General features: G+C 40.3%; 21 protein-coding genes. 8 read left to right on the top strand and 13 right to left on the bottom strand.

Annotation, left to right across the window (positions count from 1 at the left end; genetic code table 11):
• Positions 1-79 precede the first annotated feature (79 nt).
• Both SMUL_RS06280 and SMUL_RS06285 read right to left on the bottom strand, forming a co-directional pair.
• On the bottom strand, positions 80-955 hold the full coding sequence (locus SMUL_RS06280; protein WP_025344407.1) for a DMT family transporter: 876 nt from the start codon (positions 953-955) through the stop codon (positions 80-82).
• A 52-nt stretch (positions 956-1007) separates the two neighbouring features.
• Entirely contained in the window at positions 1008-1610 is a 603-nt protein-coding gene (locus SMUL_RS06285) for a Crp/Fnr family transcriptional regulator (RefSeq protein WP_025344408.1), read from the bottom strand.
• A 138-nt stretch (positions 1611-1748) separates the two neighbouring features.
• On the opposite strand from SMUL_RS06285, the gene SMUL_RS06290 reads away from it, so the two are divergent.
• Positions 1749-2699, top strand: a complete 951-nt coding sequence (locus SMUL_RS06290; RefSeq protein ID WP_025344409.1) for a DMT family transporter — start codon at positions 1749-1751, stop codon at positions 2697-2699.
• Between the two features lie 51 nt (positions 2700-2750).
• Complete coding sequence (locus SMUL_RS06295; protein WP_025344410.1) at positions 2751-3275, top strand: hypothetical protein; 525 nt, start codon at positions 2751-2753, stop codon at positions 3273-3275.
• Here the strand turns inward: SMUL_RS06295 and SMUL_RS06300 are convergent, their stop codons facing one another.
• The gene (locus tag SMUL_RS06300) at positions 3276-4421 is read right to left on the bottom strand and encodes a GGDEF domain-containing protein (protein WP_025344411.1); all 1146 of its coding nucleotides are present in this window, start codon (positions 4419-4421) and stop codon (positions 3276-3278) included.
• Positions 4422-4515: 94 nt separating this feature from the next.
• Entirely contained in the window at positions 4516-5901 is a 1386-nt protein-coding gene (gene pdxR, locus SMUL_RS06305; protein WP_025344412.1) for a MocR-like pyridoxine biosynthesis transcription factor PdxR, read from the bottom strand.
• A gap of 103 nt (positions 5902-6004) precedes the next feature.
• Here pdxR and SMUL_RS06310 point away from each other — a divergent pair, with 103 nt between their 5' ends.
• The 3 genes from SMUL_RS06310 (at position 6005) to SMUL_RS06320 (ending at position 7991) form a co-directional block, all read left to right on the top strand.
• On the top strand, positions 6005-6373 hold the full coding sequence (locus SMUL_RS06310; RefSeq protein ID WP_025344413.1) for a pyridoxamine 5'-phosphate oxidase family protein: 369 nt from the start codon (positions 6005-6007) through the stop codon (positions 6371-6373).
• Positions 6374-6378: 5 nt separating this feature from the next.
• Positions 6379-6981, top strand: a complete 603-nt coding sequence (locus SMUL_RS06315) for a pyridoxamine 5'-phosphate oxidase family protein (RefSeq protein ID WP_084613095.1) — start codon at positions 6379-6381, stop codon at positions 6979-6981.
• Between the two features lie 125 nt (positions 6982-7106).
• A complete protein-coding gene (locus tag SMUL_RS06320) occupies positions 7107-7991 on the top strand; it encodes a DUF2860 family protein (RefSeq protein WP_025344415.1) in 885 nt (294 codons plus the stop codon).
• A gap of 42 nt (positions 7992-8033) precedes the next feature.
• On the opposite strand, the gene SMUL_RS06325 is transcribed toward SMUL_RS06320, so the two are convergent.
• Positions 8034-8888: a D-amino-acid transaminase gene (locus SMUL_RS06325; protein ID WP_038533113.1), complete on the bottom strand. Its 855-nt coding sequence runs from the start codon at positions 8886-8888 to the stop codon at positions 8034-8036.
• A 237-nt stretch (positions 8889-9125) separates the two neighbouring features.
• Here SMUL_RS06325 and SMUL_RS06330 point away from each other — a divergent pair, with 237 nt between their 5' ends.
• The gene (locus SMUL_RS06330) at positions 9126-9956 is read left to right on the top strand and encodes a macro domain-containing protein (RefSeq protein WP_025344417.1); all 831 of its coding nucleotides are present in this window, start codon (positions 9126-9128) and stop codon (positions 9954-9956) included.
• 67 nt (positions 9957-10023) lie between these two features.
• A complete protein-coding gene (locus tag SMUL_RS06335; protein ID WP_025344418.1) occupies positions 10024-10575 on the top strand; it encodes a TIR domain-containing protein in 552 nt (183 codons plus the stop codon).
• A 312-nt stretch (positions 10576-10887) separates the two neighbouring features.
• Here the strand turns inward: SMUL_RS06335 and SMUL_RS16570 are convergent, their stop codons facing one another.
• The 7 genes from SMUL_RS16570 to SMUL_RS06370 form a co-directional block, all read right to left on the bottom strand.
• Complete coding sequence (locus SMUL_RS16570; RefSeq protein WP_223809786.1) at positions 10888-12522, bottom strand: methyl-accepting chemotaxis protein; 1635 nt, start codon at positions 12520-12522, stop codon at positions 10888-10890.
• Between the two features lie 28 nt (positions 12523-12550).
• Entirely contained in the window at positions 12551-13030 is a 480-nt protein-coding gene (locus SMUL_RS17390; RefSeq protein ID WP_038533116.1) for a PDC sensor domain-containing protein, read from the bottom strand.
• Between the two features lie 253 nt (positions 13031-13283).
• Positions 13284-15827, bottom strand: coding sequence for a molybdopterin guanine dinucleotide-containing S/N-oxide reductase (locus tag SMUL_RS06350; protein WP_038533119.1), 2544 nt, complete (start codon positions 15825-15827; stop codon positions 13284-13286).
• 12 nt (positions 15828-15839) lie between these two features.
• Entirely contained in the window at positions 15840-16406 is a 567-nt protein-coding gene (locus tag SMUL_RS06355; protein ID WP_025344420.1) for a hypothetical protein, read from the bottom strand.
• A 99-nt stretch (positions 16407-16505) separates the two neighbouring features.
• Positions 16506-18170 (bottom strand): sensor histidine kinase, encoded by a 1665-nt coding sequence (locus SMUL_RS06360; protein WP_025344421.1) that lies wholly within the window; start codon positions 18168-18170, stop codon positions 16506-16508.
• Positions 18163-19803, bottom strand: a complete 1641-nt coding sequence (locus SMUL_RS06365; RefSeq protein WP_038533904.1) for an ABC transporter substrate-binding protein — start codon at positions 19801-19803, stop codon at positions 18163-18165. Before SMUL_RS06365 ends, SMUL_RS06360 begins: the two co-directional genes overlap by 8 nt.
• A gap of 1 nt (position 19804) precedes the next feature.
• Positions 19805-20479 carry a response regulator transcription factor gene (locus tag SMUL_RS06370; RefSeq protein WP_025344423.1) on the bottom strand — a complete coding sequence of 225 codons (675 nt, stop codon included), beginning with the start codon at positions 20477-20479 and terminating at the stop codon, positions 19805-19807.
• Between the two features lie 357 nt (positions 20480-20836).
• On the opposite strand from SMUL_RS06370, the gene SMUL_RS06375 reads away from it, so the two are divergent.
• Positions 20837-21244 (top strand): RidA family protein, encoded by a 408-nt coding sequence (locus SMUL_RS06375; protein ID WP_025344424.1) that lies wholly within the window; start codon positions 20837-20839, stop codon positions 21242-21244.
• Between the two features lie 156 nt (positions 21245-21400).
• On the opposite strand, the gene SMUL_RS16575 is transcribed toward SMUL_RS06375, so the two are convergent.
• Positions 21401-21877 (bottom strand): GNAT family N-acetyltransferase, encoded by a 477-nt coding sequence (locus SMUL_RS16575; protein WP_025344425.1) that lies wholly within the window; start codon positions 21875-21877, stop codon positions 21401-21403.
• Positions 21878-21906: the final 29 nt, after the last annotated feature.

Here is a 21906-nt window from a genome sequence, read left to right on the forward strand (position 1 = left end):
ATATGTGATATGTTATCACGTTTGGGGAAAATAGCATTCAAAATCTTTACATGTAACGCTAAAAAAGCTTAAATGTGTTTCATTTTAGCAACAAAAAGGTTGCGATGGTAGAGATGGCTATGCCGACGCACACTTCGATCGAGAGCGTTCTCCCTTCAAAAATATACAGCAATAACGCGATGCTTGCGGGATTGAGATAGATGTATGCCATCACCTTTTTTGGACCGATAAGCACCGTACTTTTTTGGTACAAATACGCAGTGACAAAGGTCGCGATGATTGCAAGATAGAGCAAGTATTTCAGTGCAGTTAGATCAAGCGTTTCCCATTGTAAAGGAACGTCAAACACTACTTTCGCCCCCAACATCCAAAACGATCCGCCCACTAACGTCATCAAAACAAGCACGAGCATATCGTCCTCTTTTTTGTGCAAAACTTTCATGCAAATCGCATAAGCGGACATGCAAAGAATGGCACCTAAAAAGATAAGCTCGCCACGTCCGAGTGAAAAGTGCAGTAAAAGATTGATGTCACCTTTAAAGACGACAATCAGTGTTCCGATGATGCCACACACATAAATGAGCAGTTGCGTTTGGCTGATGCGTTCTTTGAAAAAAAAGATGCATAAAATAGCGGTTATAAGGGGTAAAAGCGTGTAAAGTGTGCCTGTGCTGAGCGCTGTTGTATATTCCAATGCTTGGAAAAAAAGGATGAAATAAAATGTGTAAAAAAAGCTAATAATAAGGGCTCTTCCAAGCGTATTGAAGATGCGTGCGCGTCTTTTAGCATCCAAAAGAACAAATGGCGCTAAGACGCAAGCGGCGATCAGAAAGCGCAGAAGATTAAGCGAAATGGGATGAATAACGCCAGCGAGTTTTTTAGAGATGATGAAAGAACCTGCGACCAAAAACGTGGCGAGAAGCACCATAAGATGCGCTTTAAATGCGTTTGACATAAAAACCCTTTAACACAATATACCAGAATCGTAGCAGGATTTAAGGACGATGTCATTTACCTATGTTGAGACTTTTGCGAATGCGGCTTAGTTGCGTGGGCGTAATGCCAAGATGGCTTGCGATGTGGTGTTGCGAAGCTCTTTTTTCGATCTCTGGGTGTTTGTCTAAAAATTTTTGGTAGCGCGTGGTGGCATTATCGACAATAAGTGAGATCTCATTTCTCTCTTTTTCGATGATCCAGTTTTTCTCAAGGTAACGAAGGTAGAAATTTTTATACGATGCATGGGATTCGATGAGTGTTTTATACCCTAGATAGTTGATCTCCATAACTACACTTGGCTCAAGCGCTTCGATGCAAAGGTACGAGTTTTCCCCCGTAAGCAGTGAAACAACCGAAGCGGAGAAGTAGTTTTCATGAAAAAGATTTTTGGTGTAAAGCGCACCATTTTCACCCAAATAATAAGTCCGAAGTAGCCCTTCACAGATAAAATAGATCGCGTCAGCAGGTGAATAGGCATCTTGAAGTACTTCGCCTTTTTTGACAACTCTTAGCTTTAAGTAAGGTTTTAAAAGTGCAAATTCATCACGATTTATGGGTGCATAATGGTTCAATGCTTCGTAAAATTGCTCCCAAAATCTCGCTTCATTTTCCATCGTTTCTCCTCTTTAAAAGCGCTCCATCATAACCAATTTTACTTTACATGTAAAGTTCAAAAGCCTACTTTTCAATCATGATTTTTGCGTGAGTCTAGGTATAATGGCACATCATTTATGGTGTAAGAAAGAGGTTTTATGGTTGCTTTAATTGCTCTTGGTCTGCTCTCCGCGCTTTTTTTTAGCTCTACATTTGTGCTCAATCGTTTGATGAGTTTAGAAGGGGGGCATTGGATCTGGTCGGCGTCCTTGCGGTATGCTTTTATGATACTCTTTTTACTGATCGTGATTCGTCTCTTTCAGGGTAAAAAACCGCTTCACGCACTGTTCAAACTTTTTGCAGAACATTGGCTTTTTTGGACGGTTGCGGGGAGCATTGGGTTTGGCTGTTTTTACGCGCTTTTGTGCTTTAGTGCCGATTATGCCCCTGCATGGGTGATCGCCGCGACATGGCAGTTGACTATCATCGCATCCTTATTTGTTTTAATGCTTTTTGGTAGAACGTTTCCCAAACGTATTTGGATCTTTTCGACGATCATCGTCATCGGCGTTGGGCTGATCAACACCTCACATATCACAACGTTTCATTTTGTGGAGTTTGCCAAGGGTGCTTTTCCTGTGCTGATAGCCGCATTTTGTTATCCTTTTGGCAATCAACTCGTCTGGGAGTCAAAACACGGGCATAAACTTTTCCCCAAGATCGACTCACCCTTACTGGAAAATGCGTTTAACAAAGTCTTTTTGCTCTGCTTAGGCTCACTCCCATTTTGGGTTGTTTTAGTGGCATTTATCAATCCACCGATGCCTTCGATGGGGCAAGTGCTTAACACCTCGTTGGTCGCACTGCTCGCAGGAGTGGTGGCAACCACGCTCTTTTTATTGGCACGACATCAGGCACACAAGTCCAGCGAACTCGCCGCTGTGGATGCGACTCAAGCAAGTGAAGTGATCTTTGCGCTCTTAGGGGAGATGCTCTTCTTAGGCGCCGCACTGCCCAACGCGCAAGCGTGGGCTGGGATGAGTTTGGTGTTTGTCGGGCTTGGATTTTTTATCTATTTTCAAGAAAAAAAGAGTCTTGTTGATGATTGATTCATTAAAATGAGTTACAATACGGAAAATCGTTAGAAGGATCTTTTCGAAATGAAAACGCTTAAAAAAGCATGGTGGATTATGGCAGTGTTCATAGGCGTATTAGCTTATGCTGAAAGCCCAAAAATGGCGCTCCCTTTTAATATCACACCAGAGATGTACGCTTCATTTATGGCGCAAAATTTAGCCAACAACCTTCCTCAGACCTTCAAACATAAAGATCTCTCTTTGGTCGTCACCAAAGTCTATGCGATGCAAAACAAAGTCTTTTTCCAATCGACCACAACCCAGTACAAACAAATTTTAGCAGAACTCAACACATACCACACACTGCCCGATGATCTTAAAAGGCAGTGTAAAGATTTTTCCAAAATTGCGATGGTCGACAAAGGCGTTGAGTACTACTTAAGTGTGGAAGAAGGAAGCAAAAAATTTGTTGCAAAATACGACAAAGAGGCGTGCTCCGAGAGTTTTGATCCTGCTCAGAAAATCTTCATTGGTGGGTATAACCGTTACGGTATGGATATGAACGGTGCGAGCAAAAAAGAGAATCTTGCCAAAAAATCTTCCAAGTAGTTAACGAACACAGTTACGCCCCTCATTTTTAGCAAGGTAAAGCTTTTCATCGGCTTGGATGTAGAGCTCATCGAGCCTTTTAATGCGCTCGCTTAGCATTGCTAATCCAATGCTGACGGTAAAGTTGAGAGTAAGCCCTCCATCGTAGGGAACACTCAGTTGACTCAGCTCGTCTTTGAGTTTTTCCATCTTCGCTCTAGCGTGTTCTTCGTTTACATGTAAGAGTACAAACGCAAACTCTTCACCACCCAAACGTGCGATCAAGTCCGTCTCGCGCAAACTCTGTTTACAATGCTGCGCTAACGCTTGAAGCACGGTATCTCCCACAGGATGACCCAGTGTGTCATTGATGCGTTTAAAATTATCAATATCCATGACTGCAAAACAGAGCGAAGCGTCATAACGCATCGCACGCTGAAGCTCTTTTTCTGCCAATTCCAAGAAATAGCCACGGTTGTACAGCGAAGTAAGTGTGTCAGTTTGGGCTAGGTGTTGAAGCTCTTTTTCAAGCACACGACGTCGCTCGATCTCCTCTTTGAGCAGTGCTTGCTCTAAAAAAAGAGCGTAATGCGTCTGCAAAGACTCTTTTTGATACCGTGCACGGTGGTACTCCACCCAACTGCTGATAAACGCAACGATCATATACGTAATGGCAAAACGAATTTGAAACGGAATGCTATAGACGGTGTGAATCTGTGGAACAAACAGAAAAAGCCCGGTGATCATGCCCAAAAAGAGATAACTGTACAAAAAGCCCAGACGATTTCCAAATAAAAAGATAACACTAATAGGATAAATATAGGTCCAAAGGATGCGGGAATTTTCACTATCAAGATGCGAAACAACGTAAAGCATGAGAATCGCATACAGAAAATTGGCTCCGTGGTACAGTAGGTACGTTTTTTTAATTTTAGAGATAAGAAAAAGCGAGCCGATCGTGTAAGAGGCAAAAAGCATGATCAAAAAAGCCAATATATAATTGGCACTATACGCATTGTAAACACAGGCAAAAAGAGAAACAGGAATCATCAAAAACGCAATCCATATGTAATGGTTGAGCCGTGAGAGCTCCTCCTCATCTAGCGAGGGAGATTTCTCAACAATAAGATCCACAAAATGCTGCATGTTTTTAGCCAGTGAAAGCATGTTGCCTCTTTTTTTCTTATCATTGTACATTATTATCGTGACAAAGGCGTTGTATTTTACATGTAAACATAAAAAATTACACGATAAAGCATTACTAAGCTTCAAGGGTTTTTAGCCATATTGTTTGAAGAAGCTCTATCGCTTCTTCGATCTCTCTCTCCGAGAGCCCTCCAAAGCCCATGCGAATCGCCTCCCACGTCTCACCGTAAAGATCACTCGCACAGTAAAGTTTGATACCTTGTTTGAGAGCATTGGCTTTTAATGTTTGCAGATCAATCGTGAGGGTTGGGCGTATCAAAATAGCAAGCCCACCACCTTCACTGATGATCTCTATCATAGGTCCTAACGTGCTTTTGAGTCGCTCTTTCATCAGGTCGTGTTTCTTTCGGTTCAGGGTGCGGATTTTGCGCAAGTGTCGCTCCCAATGACCACCTTTCATAAACAGTTCCAAGGTTTTTTGAATGCACAGTGAGACAGGGCAGCGTTGATGGCGCATCTGACATACTTTCGTGTACGCGTTTAAATAGCGATGCGGAAGCACGATGTAGCTCACACGAAGTGCGGGAGAAAGCGACTTGGAAAAGGTTCCAACATAGATGACACTCTCATCGTGATCCAGTCCTTGAAGCGAAGGAATAGGGCGGTTTTGGTACCTAAGCTCACTGTCGTAATCATCTTCGATAATAACACCCTGAATGCGTTTTGCCCAATCTAACAATTTCATACGGTTATGAATAGGCATTGTAACCCCTGTTGGGTACTGGTGTGAGGGGGTAATGTACACCAGTTTGGCTTTTGTTGCTTCTAGTTGGTCGATGTTTAAGCCGTTGTGATCGACTTCAATGGGAACAAGGTCATAGCCATAATCTTCAAAGACCTTGCCCGTAGCAGGATACCCAGGATGCTCAATGGCGATTCGTTGAAAGTGCTCTTTAAAGAGTGCGGCAAGACGGTTCATGGAGTCTGTAAATCCACCGCAAACAACGATTTGCGCTGCGTCACAGTTGACACCGCGGGATGTGATAAGGTACTGTGCAATTTCAGCTCTAAGTCCCTGTTCGCCTTGAATGTCACCGTACGCCCCAAAATCCAAACTCTCTTTCATCGCTTTGATAAAAAGACGTTGCCACAGTTTCAAAGGGAACGCATCATGCGTCAACCGAGCGGGAAAAAAATCATACCGAATCTGAGGCTTTGTTTCAGATATATTCAGAGGTGTCGTTAAAGTGAGTGTGCCATATTCGCGAAACGTATCGGCAACAAAATAGCCACTTTTAGGGATACTCTCAATGTAGCCTTCCGCATAAAGTTGTTTGTATGCTAGCTCAACGGTATTTTTGCTGATGGTGTACTCCATCGCCACTTTTCGCACCGAGGGAAGTTTCGCTCCCAAAGAGAGGGAGTTTAAAATCTCCTCTTTCATGGCATCGTAGAACTGTATGTAGAGTGGTTTTGTGGCTTCTTTATCGAGGATATACATAACTGACCTCTTAAATATTTCATTAACTGGCTCTTGTATTGAGTACAGATTGAGATTATAATATCACAATATTAAAATTTAAACAAACGCATTGGAGGCGAAAATGATCTCAGAAAAATTAAAATCGGTGATGCAAAAAGAGGGAGCGGTTGCCATTGTCGCGCAAGGGAAAAACTTCCCGCATGTTGTCAACACCTGGCATTCGTACGTGACACTCAACGACGATTATTTCATGCTTCCCGTAGCAGGAATGAACACGATGGAAGAGGCTTTGGCAAACGACAATAGGGTTTTGGTAACGGTTGGAAGCAAAGAGGTAGAGGGTTTGCACGGTGAGGGTGCTGGGTTTTTACTCAATGGAAATGCAACGATTGTGTATGAGGGCGACGAATGCGACCACATGAAAGCGAATTTCCCGTGGGCAAGAGCGGTGATGAAAATCGAGATTAAAGATTTTATCCAAACAACGTAGGAGTAATGATGCGAAGAGCTGAATTTGAAGTGAAGGATACCAAATATATTGAAGCGCTATTGGCTGAGTGTGAATACGGAACACTCAGTTTGATGGATGATCATATGCCTTATGCCGTACCTCTCAATTTTGTCTGGTATGAGAAAAGCCTCTGTTTTCATGGCTCCAAGGAAGGGCGAAAAATGGAGCTGATCGCTAAAAATCCAAAGGCGAGTTTCAGCGTAGTGAAGCCACTTTCCCTGATTCCTTCTTATTTTAGCAACACGCGCTCCGCTTCTCCAGCGACGCAATTTTTTATCTCAGCGCATGTCACAGGGTTGATTGAAATCGTGAGCAATGCTGATCTAAAATGCTTGATGCTCACCGCACTCATGCAAAAGCTTCAACCCGAAGGTGGTTACGATGCCATCGAAGCGAGCAATCCCATTTATACAAAAATGATAGAGCAAACAGGGCTTTTTCGCTTAAATCCAGAATCGATCTCCCTCAAATTTAAAGCAGGGCAAAACCTCACCGATGAGCGTAAAAAAAGCCTAATCGAAAAGTTACACGAGCGCGGAAATACCCTTGATCTCCTCACGATAGAGATGATAAATCAGATGCGTTAAAGTCGAAAAGAGGCTTTACATGTAAAGCGCTCTTTATCTGCGTTTACCAGTCATTAACGAAAGAAGATTAACATTCCCCCAAATATAAATCATTATTATATTTAGAAACATTTTAAAGGAAAAACGTGAAATCGTTTGCATTTGGTTTAAGTGTTGCATGTTTAATGGGAGCTAATCTCTTTGCGCAAGAGAATTATATTGAGATTGGTGGTGGCTTTTTAAGTGAAAAAAATAATTTTTCAACAGACTCAAAATCGACCATCTCGAATTATGGGGAATCGGATAGTGATACAAGAGGAATTCCTTATGGTGCGTTTAATTACACCTATCATTACGATAATGCCATTGCGTTTTATCTCGACAGTAAAAAAGGTGATGTACGCGTTGGTTCGACTATCGATAACCTGAATTTTGGTTTTGTCATCAAACCTTTTGCAGAAGAAGAGTGGTCCAATCCCTACCTTCTCAATCAAAACAGGAGCAAAACCGATGTCTCAGAAATGGGTGGTTATGTAGGCTATACGTTCAAGGCAGATGCCTATAAATTGGCACTTGAATATCAAGTCACCACCGTGGATTATGACAATGATGCGCTTCCTTCAACACTCAAAAGAGATGCAACACGTCATATTCTCTCAGCAAAAAACAGTTATAAAAATTATCTTCTTGGTTTGGAGTATGAAAAATACGATGCCGATGGTAAAGCCAGTGCTTACGATAAATACATGGCAGAAGTCGGCTATCAAGATACATTCTTTACAAATCTTTCGTTTTTTACAGCGTTGGGTGTCGGTGCAAAAGAGTATGACGCAACCAATCCAATACTGGGTAAAAAGATAGATGCAACGATTGTCAGTGCAACCGTTGCTCTAAAGCTGGACAATCCAATGGACTTTGGCAAGAATACCTATGTATCGCTTGCGCTTAAAGCAACGCAAGAAGATGCCAATCATGACTTCTACGATAAAGAGCAAATTGCATCTATTGTCAGTGTGGGATATAAATTTTAAGTTAGAGGAGAAGAGGCTTTACATGTAAAGCCTCTGAATCGTTTAGGCATTCGCCTCTTTAAGGGCAGCTTCGACGTAAAGTGCGCGAAGTTTTTTAACCATTTCGCCAGGTTTTCCACTGCCGATAGGCTTACCATCAATCTCAATAATTGGAAGAACAAAAACCGTTGCACTTGCCATAAACGCTTCATCTGCGTTTAACGCTTCTTCAATGGTGAAAAGACGCTCTTCGACTTTGATGTTGTTCTCTTTGGTGTATTCCATTAAGAGTTTGCGACGAATACTTGGCAAAATCGCATTGGAAAGCGGACGCGTGATAATCACGCCATCTTTCACGATAAATGCAGCCGAAGAAGTTCCCTCAGTCACAAAACCATCTTCAACCATCCAACCCTCAAAGGCACCTTTTTGGTGGACTTCTTCTTTGGCTAAAACTTGACCCAAGAGCGAAATAGACTTGATGTCACGTCTTTTCCATCTAATGTCCGCACAACTCACAACTTTGATGCCTTTTTCAGCGAGAGGATGGTTAATGATCTCTTTTTTAAAGGTAAATGCCATAAACGTGGTTGGGGTATTTTCAGGAAAATAGAACTCACGAGGTGCGACACCACGTGTCACTTGCATGTAAATGCCACCTTCAACGATCTCATTTTTAGCAATCAAGGTATCTAAAATCGTAATAATCTCCGCTTTACAAAAAGGCGCTTTGAGAGCAATTTTATTCATGCTTGCATCAAAACGCTCAAAAAAAGGCTCTTTATCAATCACTTTGCCATTAATAACAGGTACAACTTCGTAGATGCCATCACCAAAAAGATACCCACGATCAAAAATCGATACTTTGGCATCTTCCTCTTTACAAAAATCTCCGTTTAGAAAAACAATACTGCTCATTACAGACTCCAAAAAAAATAGTGATGAAATTGTACCAAAAGGTTTCTTAGGCATGTGTGCAATAAGTAGGCAAAAACGCTTTTACATGTAAGAATATTGAAAAGATATAGCTTGCTTTTAAAGATGAAAGCGATATTATTTTTGACGGGTGTTGGAGTTTTGGTTGAATTGGCTTAAAGTTGTAAAGTCTAAAGCCTTGAAAACTAGTTCAATAAATCTAAATAAAAGGTAATTAGTGTGAAGGTTAAAATATCCGATAGAATGGTTTTCAAAGACTTTTTAGAGAAGGTTTCAATAATATCTGCATTTTTCACAATAATTTTCATTTTTGTTGATATACCAAAACAATATAAAACGTGTACAGGACTGGTAGTCGCATTTATTTTTGTTTGTTTGTATCTAGGCTTGTGGTGGTGGGACAACAAACTAAAAAATGTAAATCTTCTCATAGAAGGAAGTAAAGTTGTAATAAAAACAGGAGATATTTTTAAACAGTCAGGACTTAAAGCTATTGCTTTTAATGAATATTTTGACACTCAAGTAGATGACAAAATTATTTCAAAAAAATCTCTAAACGGCATTTTCATAGATAAGTATTCAAATAAGTCATTGGATGAATTAAACCATTTAATAGATAGCTACCAATTTGATGAAGAAAACTTAATTGATAGTAACGTATCTAGATTGGGAAAGTCAAAGAAATACAAACTTGGAACAGTTTGTATTTTGGATGATTATCTTTTGGTTGCTTTTTCAAAATTTGATAGCAAAAATCAAGCAAATCTTACTATGCCAGAATATTTAGGTTTTTTGATAAACTTCTGGGATAATGTAAATAGAGTGTATTCACAGAAGGATGTGTCCGTACCTATATTTGGATCAGGAATAACCCGAATAAAAGAACATAAAAATATTAGTGATGAAAATCTCTTGAAAATCATGCTTTGGACATTCAGAATAAGTGAAATGCGATTCAAATACCCGGCAAAGTTAAGCATCATAATACACGAAGATAAAATAAACTCTATAAATCTATTAGATATAAAAGCAGCAGAGAATGGGCTTTGAAATTTATAAAAGCTGAGTTTATATTTTAAAGGAATTGATTTGGAAACTATTAATAGGAGTAAATATTATGGCAAATAGAACCGGAACGTACATAGCATTTGATGGTCTTGGAAAGACTAATCCTACAGAATCTGATTTCAAGTATTATGCTACGATACAGGCTTGGAGTGCAAATAAAAATATCGATTTTAAGTTTGTTAATAGTCATGATAAAACTGCAGCGGTTAGAGATGCAAGCCTTCGTAGTACACTAGAAAGCAGGATAAGGGAACGTTTAGCTGCATCCAAAAATTGTCTTGTCATCTTGAGTGCTGACACGAGGAAATCTGGCAGCATGTTATCTTATGAGATTGAACAAGCGGTTGATAAATACAAAATCCCACTAATATGTGTATATACTGACTATGAAACAATTTACAAACCAAAAGAGCTTTCAAATAGATGGCCTGATGCTTTAACAAAAAGAATTAACGATGGGACTGCTGATGCTATTCATATAGCTTTCAAAAAAGAAATTTTATTGACTGCAATGAGTCAATTTTCTGTAAATAATGACTCTCCTGGTAGTTCATTAGTTATATATACAAAAGAAACACAAGAACGATTGAATTCTAAGTGATGAAGAGATATATTAAAGTAGCCTATTTTCTTTATCCTTCCCTTTATTTCTTTATTTACTGAATAAAATTATATGAGGAATCAAGATGATAAAGCAACTGCTTCCACCACGAAACTGGGAAGAATTTGGAAAGCAAAAAGGTGACAGGCTACTTTAATGAAATTAAGCAATAAAATCTTTACATGTAAAGTGAAAAATTTAAAAAGTAGCCAGTGCTGAATGGCACATGGCTCAAACGCTTTTTTTCAACAAAACTGATGGATTACGTGGCACGAAAATCAAGTGATTAAAGCCCTAAAATAGGGCTTTAACTTATGTTCTAAATTTATTGAGGATGGCGTTGAGTTGTGTGGTGAGTTCATTGAGGTGCTCACTCGCCCCTGCGATTTCTTCCACACTTCTGGTATTTTGCGTTGCTAACGTATTGATTTCTTCGATTTTGGAAACAATGGTATCGATTTTTTCACCTGTTTGAATGTAGTCATTGACCGTTTTTTCATTGAGTTTAGTTGCAACATTCATCATAGAAACAGTGTTATCCAGTTTGCTTTCCACATCCCCCGCAAGTGTGTTTAATTCTTGGATTTGTGCTGAATTAACATTCATTCTCTCTGAGCTGTCCGTGATAGCTTGAACAATGACATTAATGGTTGCGTTGATTTCAACCAAACTTTTTTGGGTGCGCTCTGCTAAGGTGCGTACTTCATCGGCAACGACTGCAAAGCCTCTTCCATGCTCTCCCGCACGTGCAGCTTCGATAGCAGCATTGAGTGCTAGAAGGTTTGTTTGATCAGCAATATCGCCGATGACGGTAAGAACATTTTTAACTTGGTCGGCATCAGAGTTAAGTTGTTGGATTTTTTGTGCAAGTTCTTGCTCTGTTTGCGCGCTCTCTTGAACACGCTGTCCTAGTTTTTGAAGGAACTTACGAGCACTTTGGAGTTCATTATTTGCTTTAACAATCTCTTCTTTTGAAGCTTTTGCTTCATTGACGGAAGCGACAATTTCTTGTTTGGTCTCGCTTGACATGTGTGTGGCTTGAGAAATGATGCTTGAAGAGTCTTCCACGCGTTTGCCCACTTGCAGGGTTGTCGCAGAGAGCTCATGCGCAATCGATGCATTTTCAGAACTGGTGTCTTTTGCTAATTTGATGGTTGAGTGAACTTTATCGATAAATTGGTTAATCTCATGGGAAGCATCACCAATTTCATCTTGATTTTTAATGGCTAATTTTTTGGTTAAATCACCATCACCCGTTGCCAAATCATGGGCAGTTTCTTTAAGGTTTAAAAGAGGTTTGGCAATCATACTGGTGGTAAGAAAATAGATTGCAATAATAGCCAGTAAAGCAACGATAACACCAACGACAATTTGCAATAAAGCATTATGGTAAAGTCGATCGCTCATATCTTTATCAAGCACCAACGCTTTAGCCAATATAATTTCTCGTGGTACTTGAATCAGAACAGCCCAAGGTTTACCCGTCGCTCCAAGCTTGATTGGCGCAACCGCTTCTATCATTCCACTATCATCGTTGATACGAACTAACGCTTTACCTGCTTGAATAGCTTCATAAATCTTTTCCCACCCTTTAGGTATCACTTGTTTAAAATGACCCCCGATCATATTAGGATTCTCGCTTTGGGCTACCAACAGACCATTGTCTGCAATGATAGATACCTGTCCATGAGCTTCAAACAATTCTGCATCAACTTTTTTGGCAATTTTCTGAACAAAATCTAAGTTATAATCCGCCCCTGCAACACCATAGAATTTACCATTGACATTAATTGGCACAGACATCGTTGCGAGGAATACTTGCTTACCTTGTACGATATACGGCAAAGGTCCAAGCACGCTTTCTTTATTCTGCTCACGTGGGGTGATATACCATCCTCCTTTAAGAACACCGTTAGGATGTTTGTCGTAGGTGTCATACTCTACCAAAGGTTGAACGGCAATGTTGCCTTTATCATCACGTGTCCAATAGGGGGGTAAAGCGCCCGGTAGTTGGATTGTTACCGTCTTTGTTTACACGGAAGTTCTCATCAGCCCCATCGATTGCATTTGGCTCCCAACAAGAGTAGGTACCATTAAAGCTTGTGTTACGTTTTAATACATTAAGAAGTATAGCATTGAGCTGATCGCGGCCAATGTCCAGAGCACCTTTCCCATCTTTAGGTTTAAATTTACTCACTTCAAAGGTGTTAGCCATGGTACGTGCAGCATCCAAAGCCAACGCCAATTCAGCCTGAATGGTACCACTTTGCTCGCCGGCTAAATTTTGCAGTCTCTCCATGTTGAGCTCAGTTAACAAAGAGGAAACTTCCGAGGAAACGACATCTTGTGTGCTTTTAGATGAATACAACCCGTAACCCACCAATAGGATAACTGCTGAAATCAGGCAAAGCCCAGCTATCAAAACAATCTTAGTTTGAATCGACTTAAATATCATCGTATGCCCCTTTTTATTATTATTTGTATATAAAAATATACAATTAATTATTTAAACTATCTTAGATGAAAATTGATTCAAAGTCAATTTGCCATATAGATATTGTGCTTTTTATTGAATTTTTTTTCAAAAGAGTGCTCCTACGAAACACACTATGCAAAGAGAAAAAGGTGACAGGCTACTTTAATGGATAACTCTTTTACATGTAAAGAAAAGAAGCGCTCTCTTTGAAAGACAAAGAGAGCGAGGAGGCTTAGGCTCCTTTAGGAGCGGAGAATGCAGTCAGAGGAAGTGTTTTCCCCGTGTATTTTTCGATATTGACCAATGCGGTATGCGAAATATTTCCATTTGCCAGTTTGGACGTTGGAATATCAATCGTTAAAAGATTTGGACTGCCGTTTTTGCAGATGCTTCCTACCGCACCTGGTTTTTCAGGATCGTACCATACACCTTCATAAATACAAATGACGCCTTCGATCACATCGTCTGTTACGACAGCACCTGTTAAAATTTCGCCTCTTGCATTGAAAACACGCACCGTATCACCGTTTTTGATCTGTTTTTTAGCCGCATCTTTGGGGTTGATATAAATCGGCTCATGATTGGCAACCGCATACGTGTCACGCAAACGTGTTTGATTTTGCTGTGAATGCAGACGATCGTATGGATGCGGGCTTAACATATGAAATTCTGCTGGTTTTTGTTTCATTCCCAGCCATTCAATCGGCTCAAACCAACTTGGATACGCCCTACAATCGTCATAGTTCATTTTCGCGATCGTATCAGAGTAAATTTCAATCAAGCCTGATGGTGTACCAAGTGGTTGCAAGATCGGATCGTCCCTAAAATCTTTAAACTTCACGAAGCTTTCGTTTTCCATGCTACTGTTAAAAACAACGGGCTTATTTTCGCTCCAAAATCCTTTAAATGGTTTCATATCCGTCACAAGCTGTGGCGTTTTTAAGATCGTGTTGTAAGCGACGTTATAATACTCTTCGATCCAATCCATCTCTTTTTTGCCATTTTCGGTGTAAGCATTAAAAAGCTCTTTACCCGCATATGCCAAACATAAATCGCTGAAAATTTGATAGTCATCTTTGGCTTCAAATTGTTTTTCAACTAACTGTTTCATCGGTGAGATACCGTGTTTAGAGTAATCGCCGATCATCGCAATATCGTTTCTCTCATATTGGGAAGTTGCAGGGAAAACAATATCTGCCATTTTTGCGCTTGGTGTCCAGTAAATCGAATTCATAACGATCGTACGAGGTTTTTTCCACGCTTTGACAAGCTCATTGGTATTTTGATGGTGTGAAAAAGGATTGCCTCCGACCCAATAGATAAAGTCGATGTCGGGATAGGTAATCATCTTTCCGTTATGGTGTATCGTTTTTCCCGGATGTAACAATGCATCAGCAATTCTAGCAACAGGAAACGATGAGGCAGAAACTTTTAGTTTCCAACTCTCCCCTGTACTAGCTGCGTCGTTTCCGCTACTTTTCGTGCCGATAAATTTACCGTTTTCGTCAAAATAACCTAAACTTGCCGCATTGATACCGCCGATCGTTGCACCTTTGCGTGTCGGTACACCTGCTCCGCTGTAGTGATGTCCTAGTGAAAAACCACCGCCTTGAAGTCCGATTTGACCAAGCATTGATGCTAAGGTGACAAGCATCCAGTGCGGTTGTTCTCCGTGGTGTGCGCGTTGTATACCCCAACCGCTCATTATAAACGTTCGGTTGTCAAAAAAGAGTTCTGCTAATTCTTGAATCGTTTTTTCATCGATGCGGCAGATGCTGCTCGCCCATGCCGTCGTTTTGTCGATGCCATCGGTTTTTCCTAATAGATATGCGCTAAAGCGATCAAATCCGACCGTGTAGGTTTCGAGGAACTCTTTGTCATATTTCCTTTTTTTGTACAGGTAGTTTGCCATACCGAGCATCATCGCTACATCGGTATTGGGAAGCGGTGAAATCCATCTGGCTTTATCAAAATAATGAATGGTCTCTGAACGTCTTGGATCGATAATAATCAGTTTTTTACCACTAGCTTTAAGTTTTTCCAGATATGCAAATGCTTGCGCGTCGTCAACTTGCCATGAAATTTTTAACGTGCTGATGGGATTTGCTCCCCAAAGAACAACGACGTTGGAGTGCTCTAAGATCACAGGCCAGCTAGTTTGTTGCTCATAGACACCGATACTACCGATAACATGAGGCATAATAATTTGACTAGCCCCCGTGGAGTAGTCCCCTAAACTGCCCGTAAAGCCACCGCTTAAGTTCATAAAGCGATGCAGTAATATTCTAGAGTTGTGAACGTTCCCGACACTTTTCCAGCCGTAACTTCCCGCAAAAACGCTTGCAGGACCTTTTTGGGTACGTGTTTTTTTGAGTTCGCGTGCAACGAGTTTGATAGCATCTTCATAACTGACGCGTACAAATTCTTCGCTACCTCTAAGGGCTGGTTTTGGATCGTCTGGGTTCTCAAGGTAACTTTTACGCACCATCGGATATTTGATGCGAGATTTATAGATCATATCGGCGGTGTTACCTTGCAGAGAGTTGGGGATTTTACTTGTGTTAAAAAATGGTTTGGAATCAATGACCTTTCCGTCTTTTAACGTTACTTTTAAAACACCCCAGTGTGTTCCTGTAATAACTTCGCCATTTTTGAGCACATCACTAGGTTCTTTCGCAAAAAGCGAATACGTACCCGACAACTGCGAAAAAACAGGAACGGACGCTAATGTGGCACCGATTTTTAAAAATCCTCTTCGATTGATTGTTTCTTGCATAATGTTCTCCTCTTACTTTTTCATATCGCTGGCATTTTTTTGCAAATACTGAGTCACTAACCACACATCATCTTTCTGAATCGGCGTTCGATCTAGCATCGAGCGAAACGTTGATGGCCACTGATTGGCAGTAAAGTGATCGACGGCATTAAGCGTATGGCACATGGAGCAATTGTCCGAATAGAGTTTAGAGGCTCTCTCCATCATCGGCTCGACACTCTTTTCATAATCACCTTGTGTCGTATACGCTTCCGTGGTAACGATATTCCATTGATCTTTACTTTCCACAATTTTCGTTACAGGTATGATGTTTTTGGCAAAAGCTAAAGAGAAAATACGTGCTTTATCCGTAAAATAAATCACGTTGGGCGTGTTTTTATTTTGATAACCTGTGATCTTAAATTTGATTCTATCGCCCTCTTGCGAAAGAATTTCGATTGCATTGGTTGGTAGGAGTTTTCCCACGACTTTTCCAGATATTGCATCTAAATAGACGGGCTTTTCTTTAACGGAATAAACGACTTCGTTTGCAAAAAGCGCGCATGATGTTAAGACAATGCCCGTGACTTGTTTCCACATAAAATACCTCCGTAATGGCTGAAATGTTTTAAAACTAAAGAAGAGTATAAAGGATTAAAAAGTAGATTTAATGGAAAAAAAATGGCGAAAAAATGGCGTTTAAAGCGGTAAATGCAGTTTAATGGAAAAAAGTGCTCCTTTATCGGTATTTTCAACGTTAACATAGCCTTGCATGTTGTTTTCGATAATTGCTTTGGTCATATAAAGTCCAATTCCTGTGCCTTGTTTGGCGTGCTTGGTCGTAAAATAAGGCTCAAAAATACGCTCAATATTTTCAGGTGCGATACCACCGCCATTATCTTCGATGCGGATAATCGTAAACTGCTTTCCTGTTTTGATATTGATGCGAATGGAGGGTTCTAAAACACGTCGCTCAATCAAGACGTCTTTTGCATTGGATAATATATTTAAAACGGCATGGGCAAATTCGTTGGGATAACCTATAATAAGGCTGTCTTTGGCGGCATAATCGTAGGCAAGCGTGATATTATGGTATTTGAGTGAAGCATTGATGATGGATATGGCGTTATTGCATGCTTCCATGACACTGAAACTTTCTTTGTTTTTAGAGGGTTGAAAGAAGTTTTGAAAGTCATAAATCGTATTAGACATGTGTTCGGTTACATCGCAGCAAGTATGGATGAATTTAAAGAGATCTTCTTGGCTTAACGTATCGTAACGCGCGATGGCCTCGACTTCCATCAAAATGGCGTTAATTTCACTAATAGGTTGGCGCCACTGATGGGCAATATTGCCAAGCATGTTTCCCATAGCGGCAAGTTTAGATTGTTGGACTAAAAGTTTTTCTTGATCGCTTCTTTGCTTGATCTCCTCTTGTATTTTTTGTTCTAAACTGTCAATCATTTCATTCATCACGTCTTTAAGGGCGTTGAGTTCGTGATAGTTTGAACTTAAACTTAAGCGTTGACCGAATTTCCCCTCTTTGAGATGGCTAACAGTTTGTGTCGCTTCTTGAATTAATAATCGGTCTTGGTTGAGCGTTTCTTGTACGCCTGCGACATGTTGGTTGATCGTTTTTGCCATCTTCCCAAGTTCATCGTTATGATCAAGTTTAATAAAAACCTGTTCGTCCGTTTTTGCTGGATTTTTTAAATAGGTAAAAAACTGTTGCAATCCGTGTTGAACTTTTTCGATCGACTCAACGATTTGTTTTACGATAACCGAGTCGAATAAAAAGCTAATAACGGCAATTAAAAAGAACCCAGCAATCAAGTAATAATGGCTTTGAATCACATTTTTTTCGGCATACGTGAAAGTTGATTGAGAGTCTTCCAAACGTTCTTCCTGCAATTCTTTAAGAGAATCAATCAGAGTATAAAAAGCGTCTCTTTCTTCTGAAACAGCATTCATAAACGAGCCTTCGTCGAAACTTTGCAGTGCATAGGATCGCGTTGTAAGCAAAAGTTCTTTATAACGCTTCCATTGTTCTGCTATTGGTTCAGGTGCCTGCTCAATCATTGTTTCTAGTTTGCCCAAAATGGGCATAAGTTTTTGATCTGCGCGTTTTTTATAATCATCGTTAGGCGACATTACCAGTGTAAGCATCGTTTCGCGCAATATAAAAAGCGGTTCGATGTAGTTGCTTTGCAGGTTTTGCACTTTTTTGAAATCGGTAAAGACATGATGAAGGTTCGCAAAGCCTCGCTGATTAATATTCATCGAAAGAAGTGCTAGCGATAAAAGCGACACAAATGCGATAATGCCCAAAATGAGAAATTTGGTGCGGATGCTGAGGTTATTCATCGGGTAAGACCTTTGTCGGTAAACGGTAACGTAAACGCTCTTGAGGTAGAGGTGACGAGCGAATCGACCAATGATAGGGTGTGAGTTTGGCTTCCCATAGACGCATAATCGCTACGCTTGAAGGGGTAAAATCGACTTCTTTATTGATGCCGATGACCATATTGGGAGAAGGAATGCTTAACATGTAAGCTTTTTCATACACATGTTTCAAAATAGTATCCATCAAGGGTAAAAAACGAGAATCGCTATTTTCGAGCGTAAAAAGTGTTTTCATGTAAGTATCAAGTGTGTCGTCTTTGTCGATGGCGCACCATTGGTTGGGCGTATAAAGGGTAAAGAGACTCGACCAAGGATGCCCGTACCAATCTTCGTTCCCCCATAATAACAAGTCCCAATCGTACCGATGTTCTCGATTGGTTAAGAGTTGTTTGAAAACGTATTTTTCATCGCTCGTAATATCGTAGCTCAAAGTGACGCCGAAACGTTTAAGTTGGTATTCGATCCCTTTACAGATCGAGACAAAACGGTCTTGTGTGACGACTTTGAGATGAACGCCGTTTAAAATGCGTGCGATCTCCTCGTCGCTCATTCGCGCGGGCGGATGTTGGATATACGCTTGCGAAAGGGCTTTGGTGGCGTGCATATTGGCCGAGATCGGAAAAGGGGAGAGAACGCCTTCGCCTTTGTACGCAAACTTAACGAGGTTTTCTTGGTTCAAAGCTTCGTTAAGCGCTTGGCGTATACGAAGATCGTGCAAAGGCGTTTGGGGGTTCATCAGATTCATATGAAAACTCAGCGTCGTCGTCGAAGGAAGTGTGTAAAGTTTTGCGTATTTGGAATTGACGATCTCGGTTTTTTTATTCAGCGGGATAAAGGCAATGTCGATTTGACCTTCCTTATTGCTCAGTGCGTCGATCACGCGATCGATGGGCATACGCGTGTGAATCGTTAAGGTTTGGATATAGGGTTGCGATTTTTCGAAATAGTAAGGATTGGCTTTTAAAACAACCGTATCGCTTTGGGCTAACCCCGTTGCATACCCTTGCGTTAAGATATACGGTCCCGCACCGAAAGGCCCTACAAGGGCGGTATTTTCGGCTGTGATGCTTTTTGACCATTGATGGTGTCGGTAATACTCTTTGGTGTAAAAATTGATGCGCGCGAGATCGTGAAAAAGCATACCGTAGGGTGCATTCAGATGGATGCGAATACGGTACTCATCTAGTTTTTCGACGGATTTGAGTTTGCGGTGAATGTCGGTGTAGGTAAAAGCACCTTGCAGGAAATGGTTAAAATTTTCAACGACGGCATCGGCATTTAAGGGCGTACCGTCTTGAAACTTCACGTCGTTTCGTAGCCAAAAATCATAGGTAAGTTCATCTCGTTTTTCATGTTTATAGGCAATAAAATACTCCCAACCACGCTTGGAATCATCCAGTCTAACCAGCGTTCCGTTGATTAAACGCATAATATACGCATAAGGTAAAGAAGGAATATAGACATGCAAATGTGAATTTGGATCGCGATACGTAAGGCTCATCTTTGCCGCATCGTCTGTTTCGTATGGTTCGGCGGTGTACATGTAAGAAGGTATCAGTCCTAAAGCAAAGCACAAAAGGCTTTTGACGAACATGCTATTCAAGCTTGTATCCAATCCCCGAGAGATTGGCAATAATGTCTTTGGGGGGCTTGTTTCGCAGGTTTCTTACAATCGAACGAATTGCATCGTCGGTCATAACCGCATTGCCCCAAACGTAGCTTTGAAATTCTTCATAGGTCACAATACGGTGTTTATTGTGAAATAAAAGTTCCAAAAATGAAATCTCTTTTTTGGTGAGTGTAATACTTCGTGATTGATACGTCAAAATTTTCTGATTCCAATCGTAGTAATACCCTTGAGGTAAATCGTGGCAAGCGCTACATTTGTCTAATTTCGCACAACATTCTTGTAAAATCGCTAGCATCTTTTCAAAGCGTATTGGTTTAATAACGTAATGTTCGATGTGCATATTAATCAATGGTAGTAGATACTCTTGGCTCGTATATGCCGTTAAAACAACAATGCAAGAGTCAATCTCTTTTTTGCGAATCGTCGTAATTAACTCCACACCGTTCATGATTGGCATTTCAAGATCGGTCATAATAATATCGGGAGAAAACGTTTTGAGTATTTCTAATGCCTCTTGTCCATTAGAGGCTTCTTTGATCTCATGGACAATATAGCCTAGAGCGTTGACGATATGCCTGCGTATGTTCTCTTCATCTTCAACAAATAGAATATTTAAATGTCTCAGCGGATTTTGTGTCATTAAAAACCTTTATTCTAAGAATGAGATTATATACCATTCAACATATAAGTGTTCTAGCGTTTCCAATATGACAAAAAAAAATGGCGAAAAAATGGCAAAAGCGAATAAAACAGGGTTAAGAGCGGTGTAAGGACGCTTTGGTAACGCAAAAGTCAAAGAGGAAAAATCTTTGAATGATTTCTCGTTGTATTATGGATAATAGGGACAGGCTACTTTATTGAAATTAAGCAATAAATCTTTTACATGTAAAGAAAAGTAGCCTGTCCCCATTAACTTCTAAAGTTATAGATTTAGTAAGAAACAGACTGTTTCATACTATAATGTTCATTTTAAGATCATCCTATCTTCGGAGAAAATATGAAGAATTCAATTGTCCGTCTTAATCCATCGACATTACCGAATGCTGGCGAAATGGGATACTCTCAAATATCAATAGTTGAGCCAGGGCGTATGGCTTATATATCTGGTCAAGTTGCGTGGCGGCCAGATGGTCAGGCTGTACCTAAAGGGTTAGCAGAACAAATGAGTATTGTCTCGCTCAACGCGAAGGCTGCATTAGATGCTGTTGGCGCTACGCCGCATGATGTTGTGATTGCACGTATTTATGTGGTCAACCTTACGCCCGAACGATTGGAAGAACTCATGCCATCGTTTCTAGCAACTTTTGAAGGGGCTCAACCTTGTGTTACTGGAGTTGGTGTCGCGACGCTGGCAGCGCCAGACCTTCAAGTTGAAATGGAGCTAGTTGTCAGGCTACCTAATTAACTATTGGATTCTGGTCTTGAATTTTAGATGTCGGGGCTAAACTTTCAACTTTTTGCCAATTTATGAGACTAAAGGTCTTGAGAATAAAGACGAAAATGGGGCTTATCCTCTTTTCTCTCTTTAGTCTTAATGATTTTATTGAAGTAAAAAAAGAAGCTACTTAAAATTCAATAGGTAGACTAGCCTCTCTCCTCTATCTGTAAAAATAGTTGTTTCGTATTTGAGCCCAAGTTTTTCTATACATTTTATAGATGCGAAGTTTTCAGGATAAACTGTTGCAATAGCTCTGTTTTTGAAGAAAGAATTTTTGATTGATTCTATTTGGGCTTTACCAATTTCACTTGCATATCCTAGTCCCCAAAATTTTTTTGCTAAGATAAAACCGAATTCATAGTCATCTTCTTGCAAATAAGAACAAGGCAGAACACCTGCTAAACCTATTATTTCTTTTGTAGTATTGTTTTCTAAAACTTTTAAGCCTATCTGCTTTACATACTCATATATGTTTTGCTCTGAAATAGTATCTTTCCCAAAAGTATATTTGATAACATCTTTATCACTAAAAATCAGTTCATATAAGGTTTTGCTATCTTCTTGGTTTAATGCTCTTAGTCTTAATCTTTCCGTTCTCATGTAGCTTCTTTGTATATTTTTTAACAAGG

The organism is Sulfurospirillum multivorans DSM 12446 (genome assembly GCF_000568815.1).
In the GTDB taxonomy this organism is placed as follows: Bacteria; Campylobacterota; Campylobacteria; order Campylobacterales; family Sulfurospirillaceae; genus Sulfurospirillum; species Sulfurospirillum multivorans.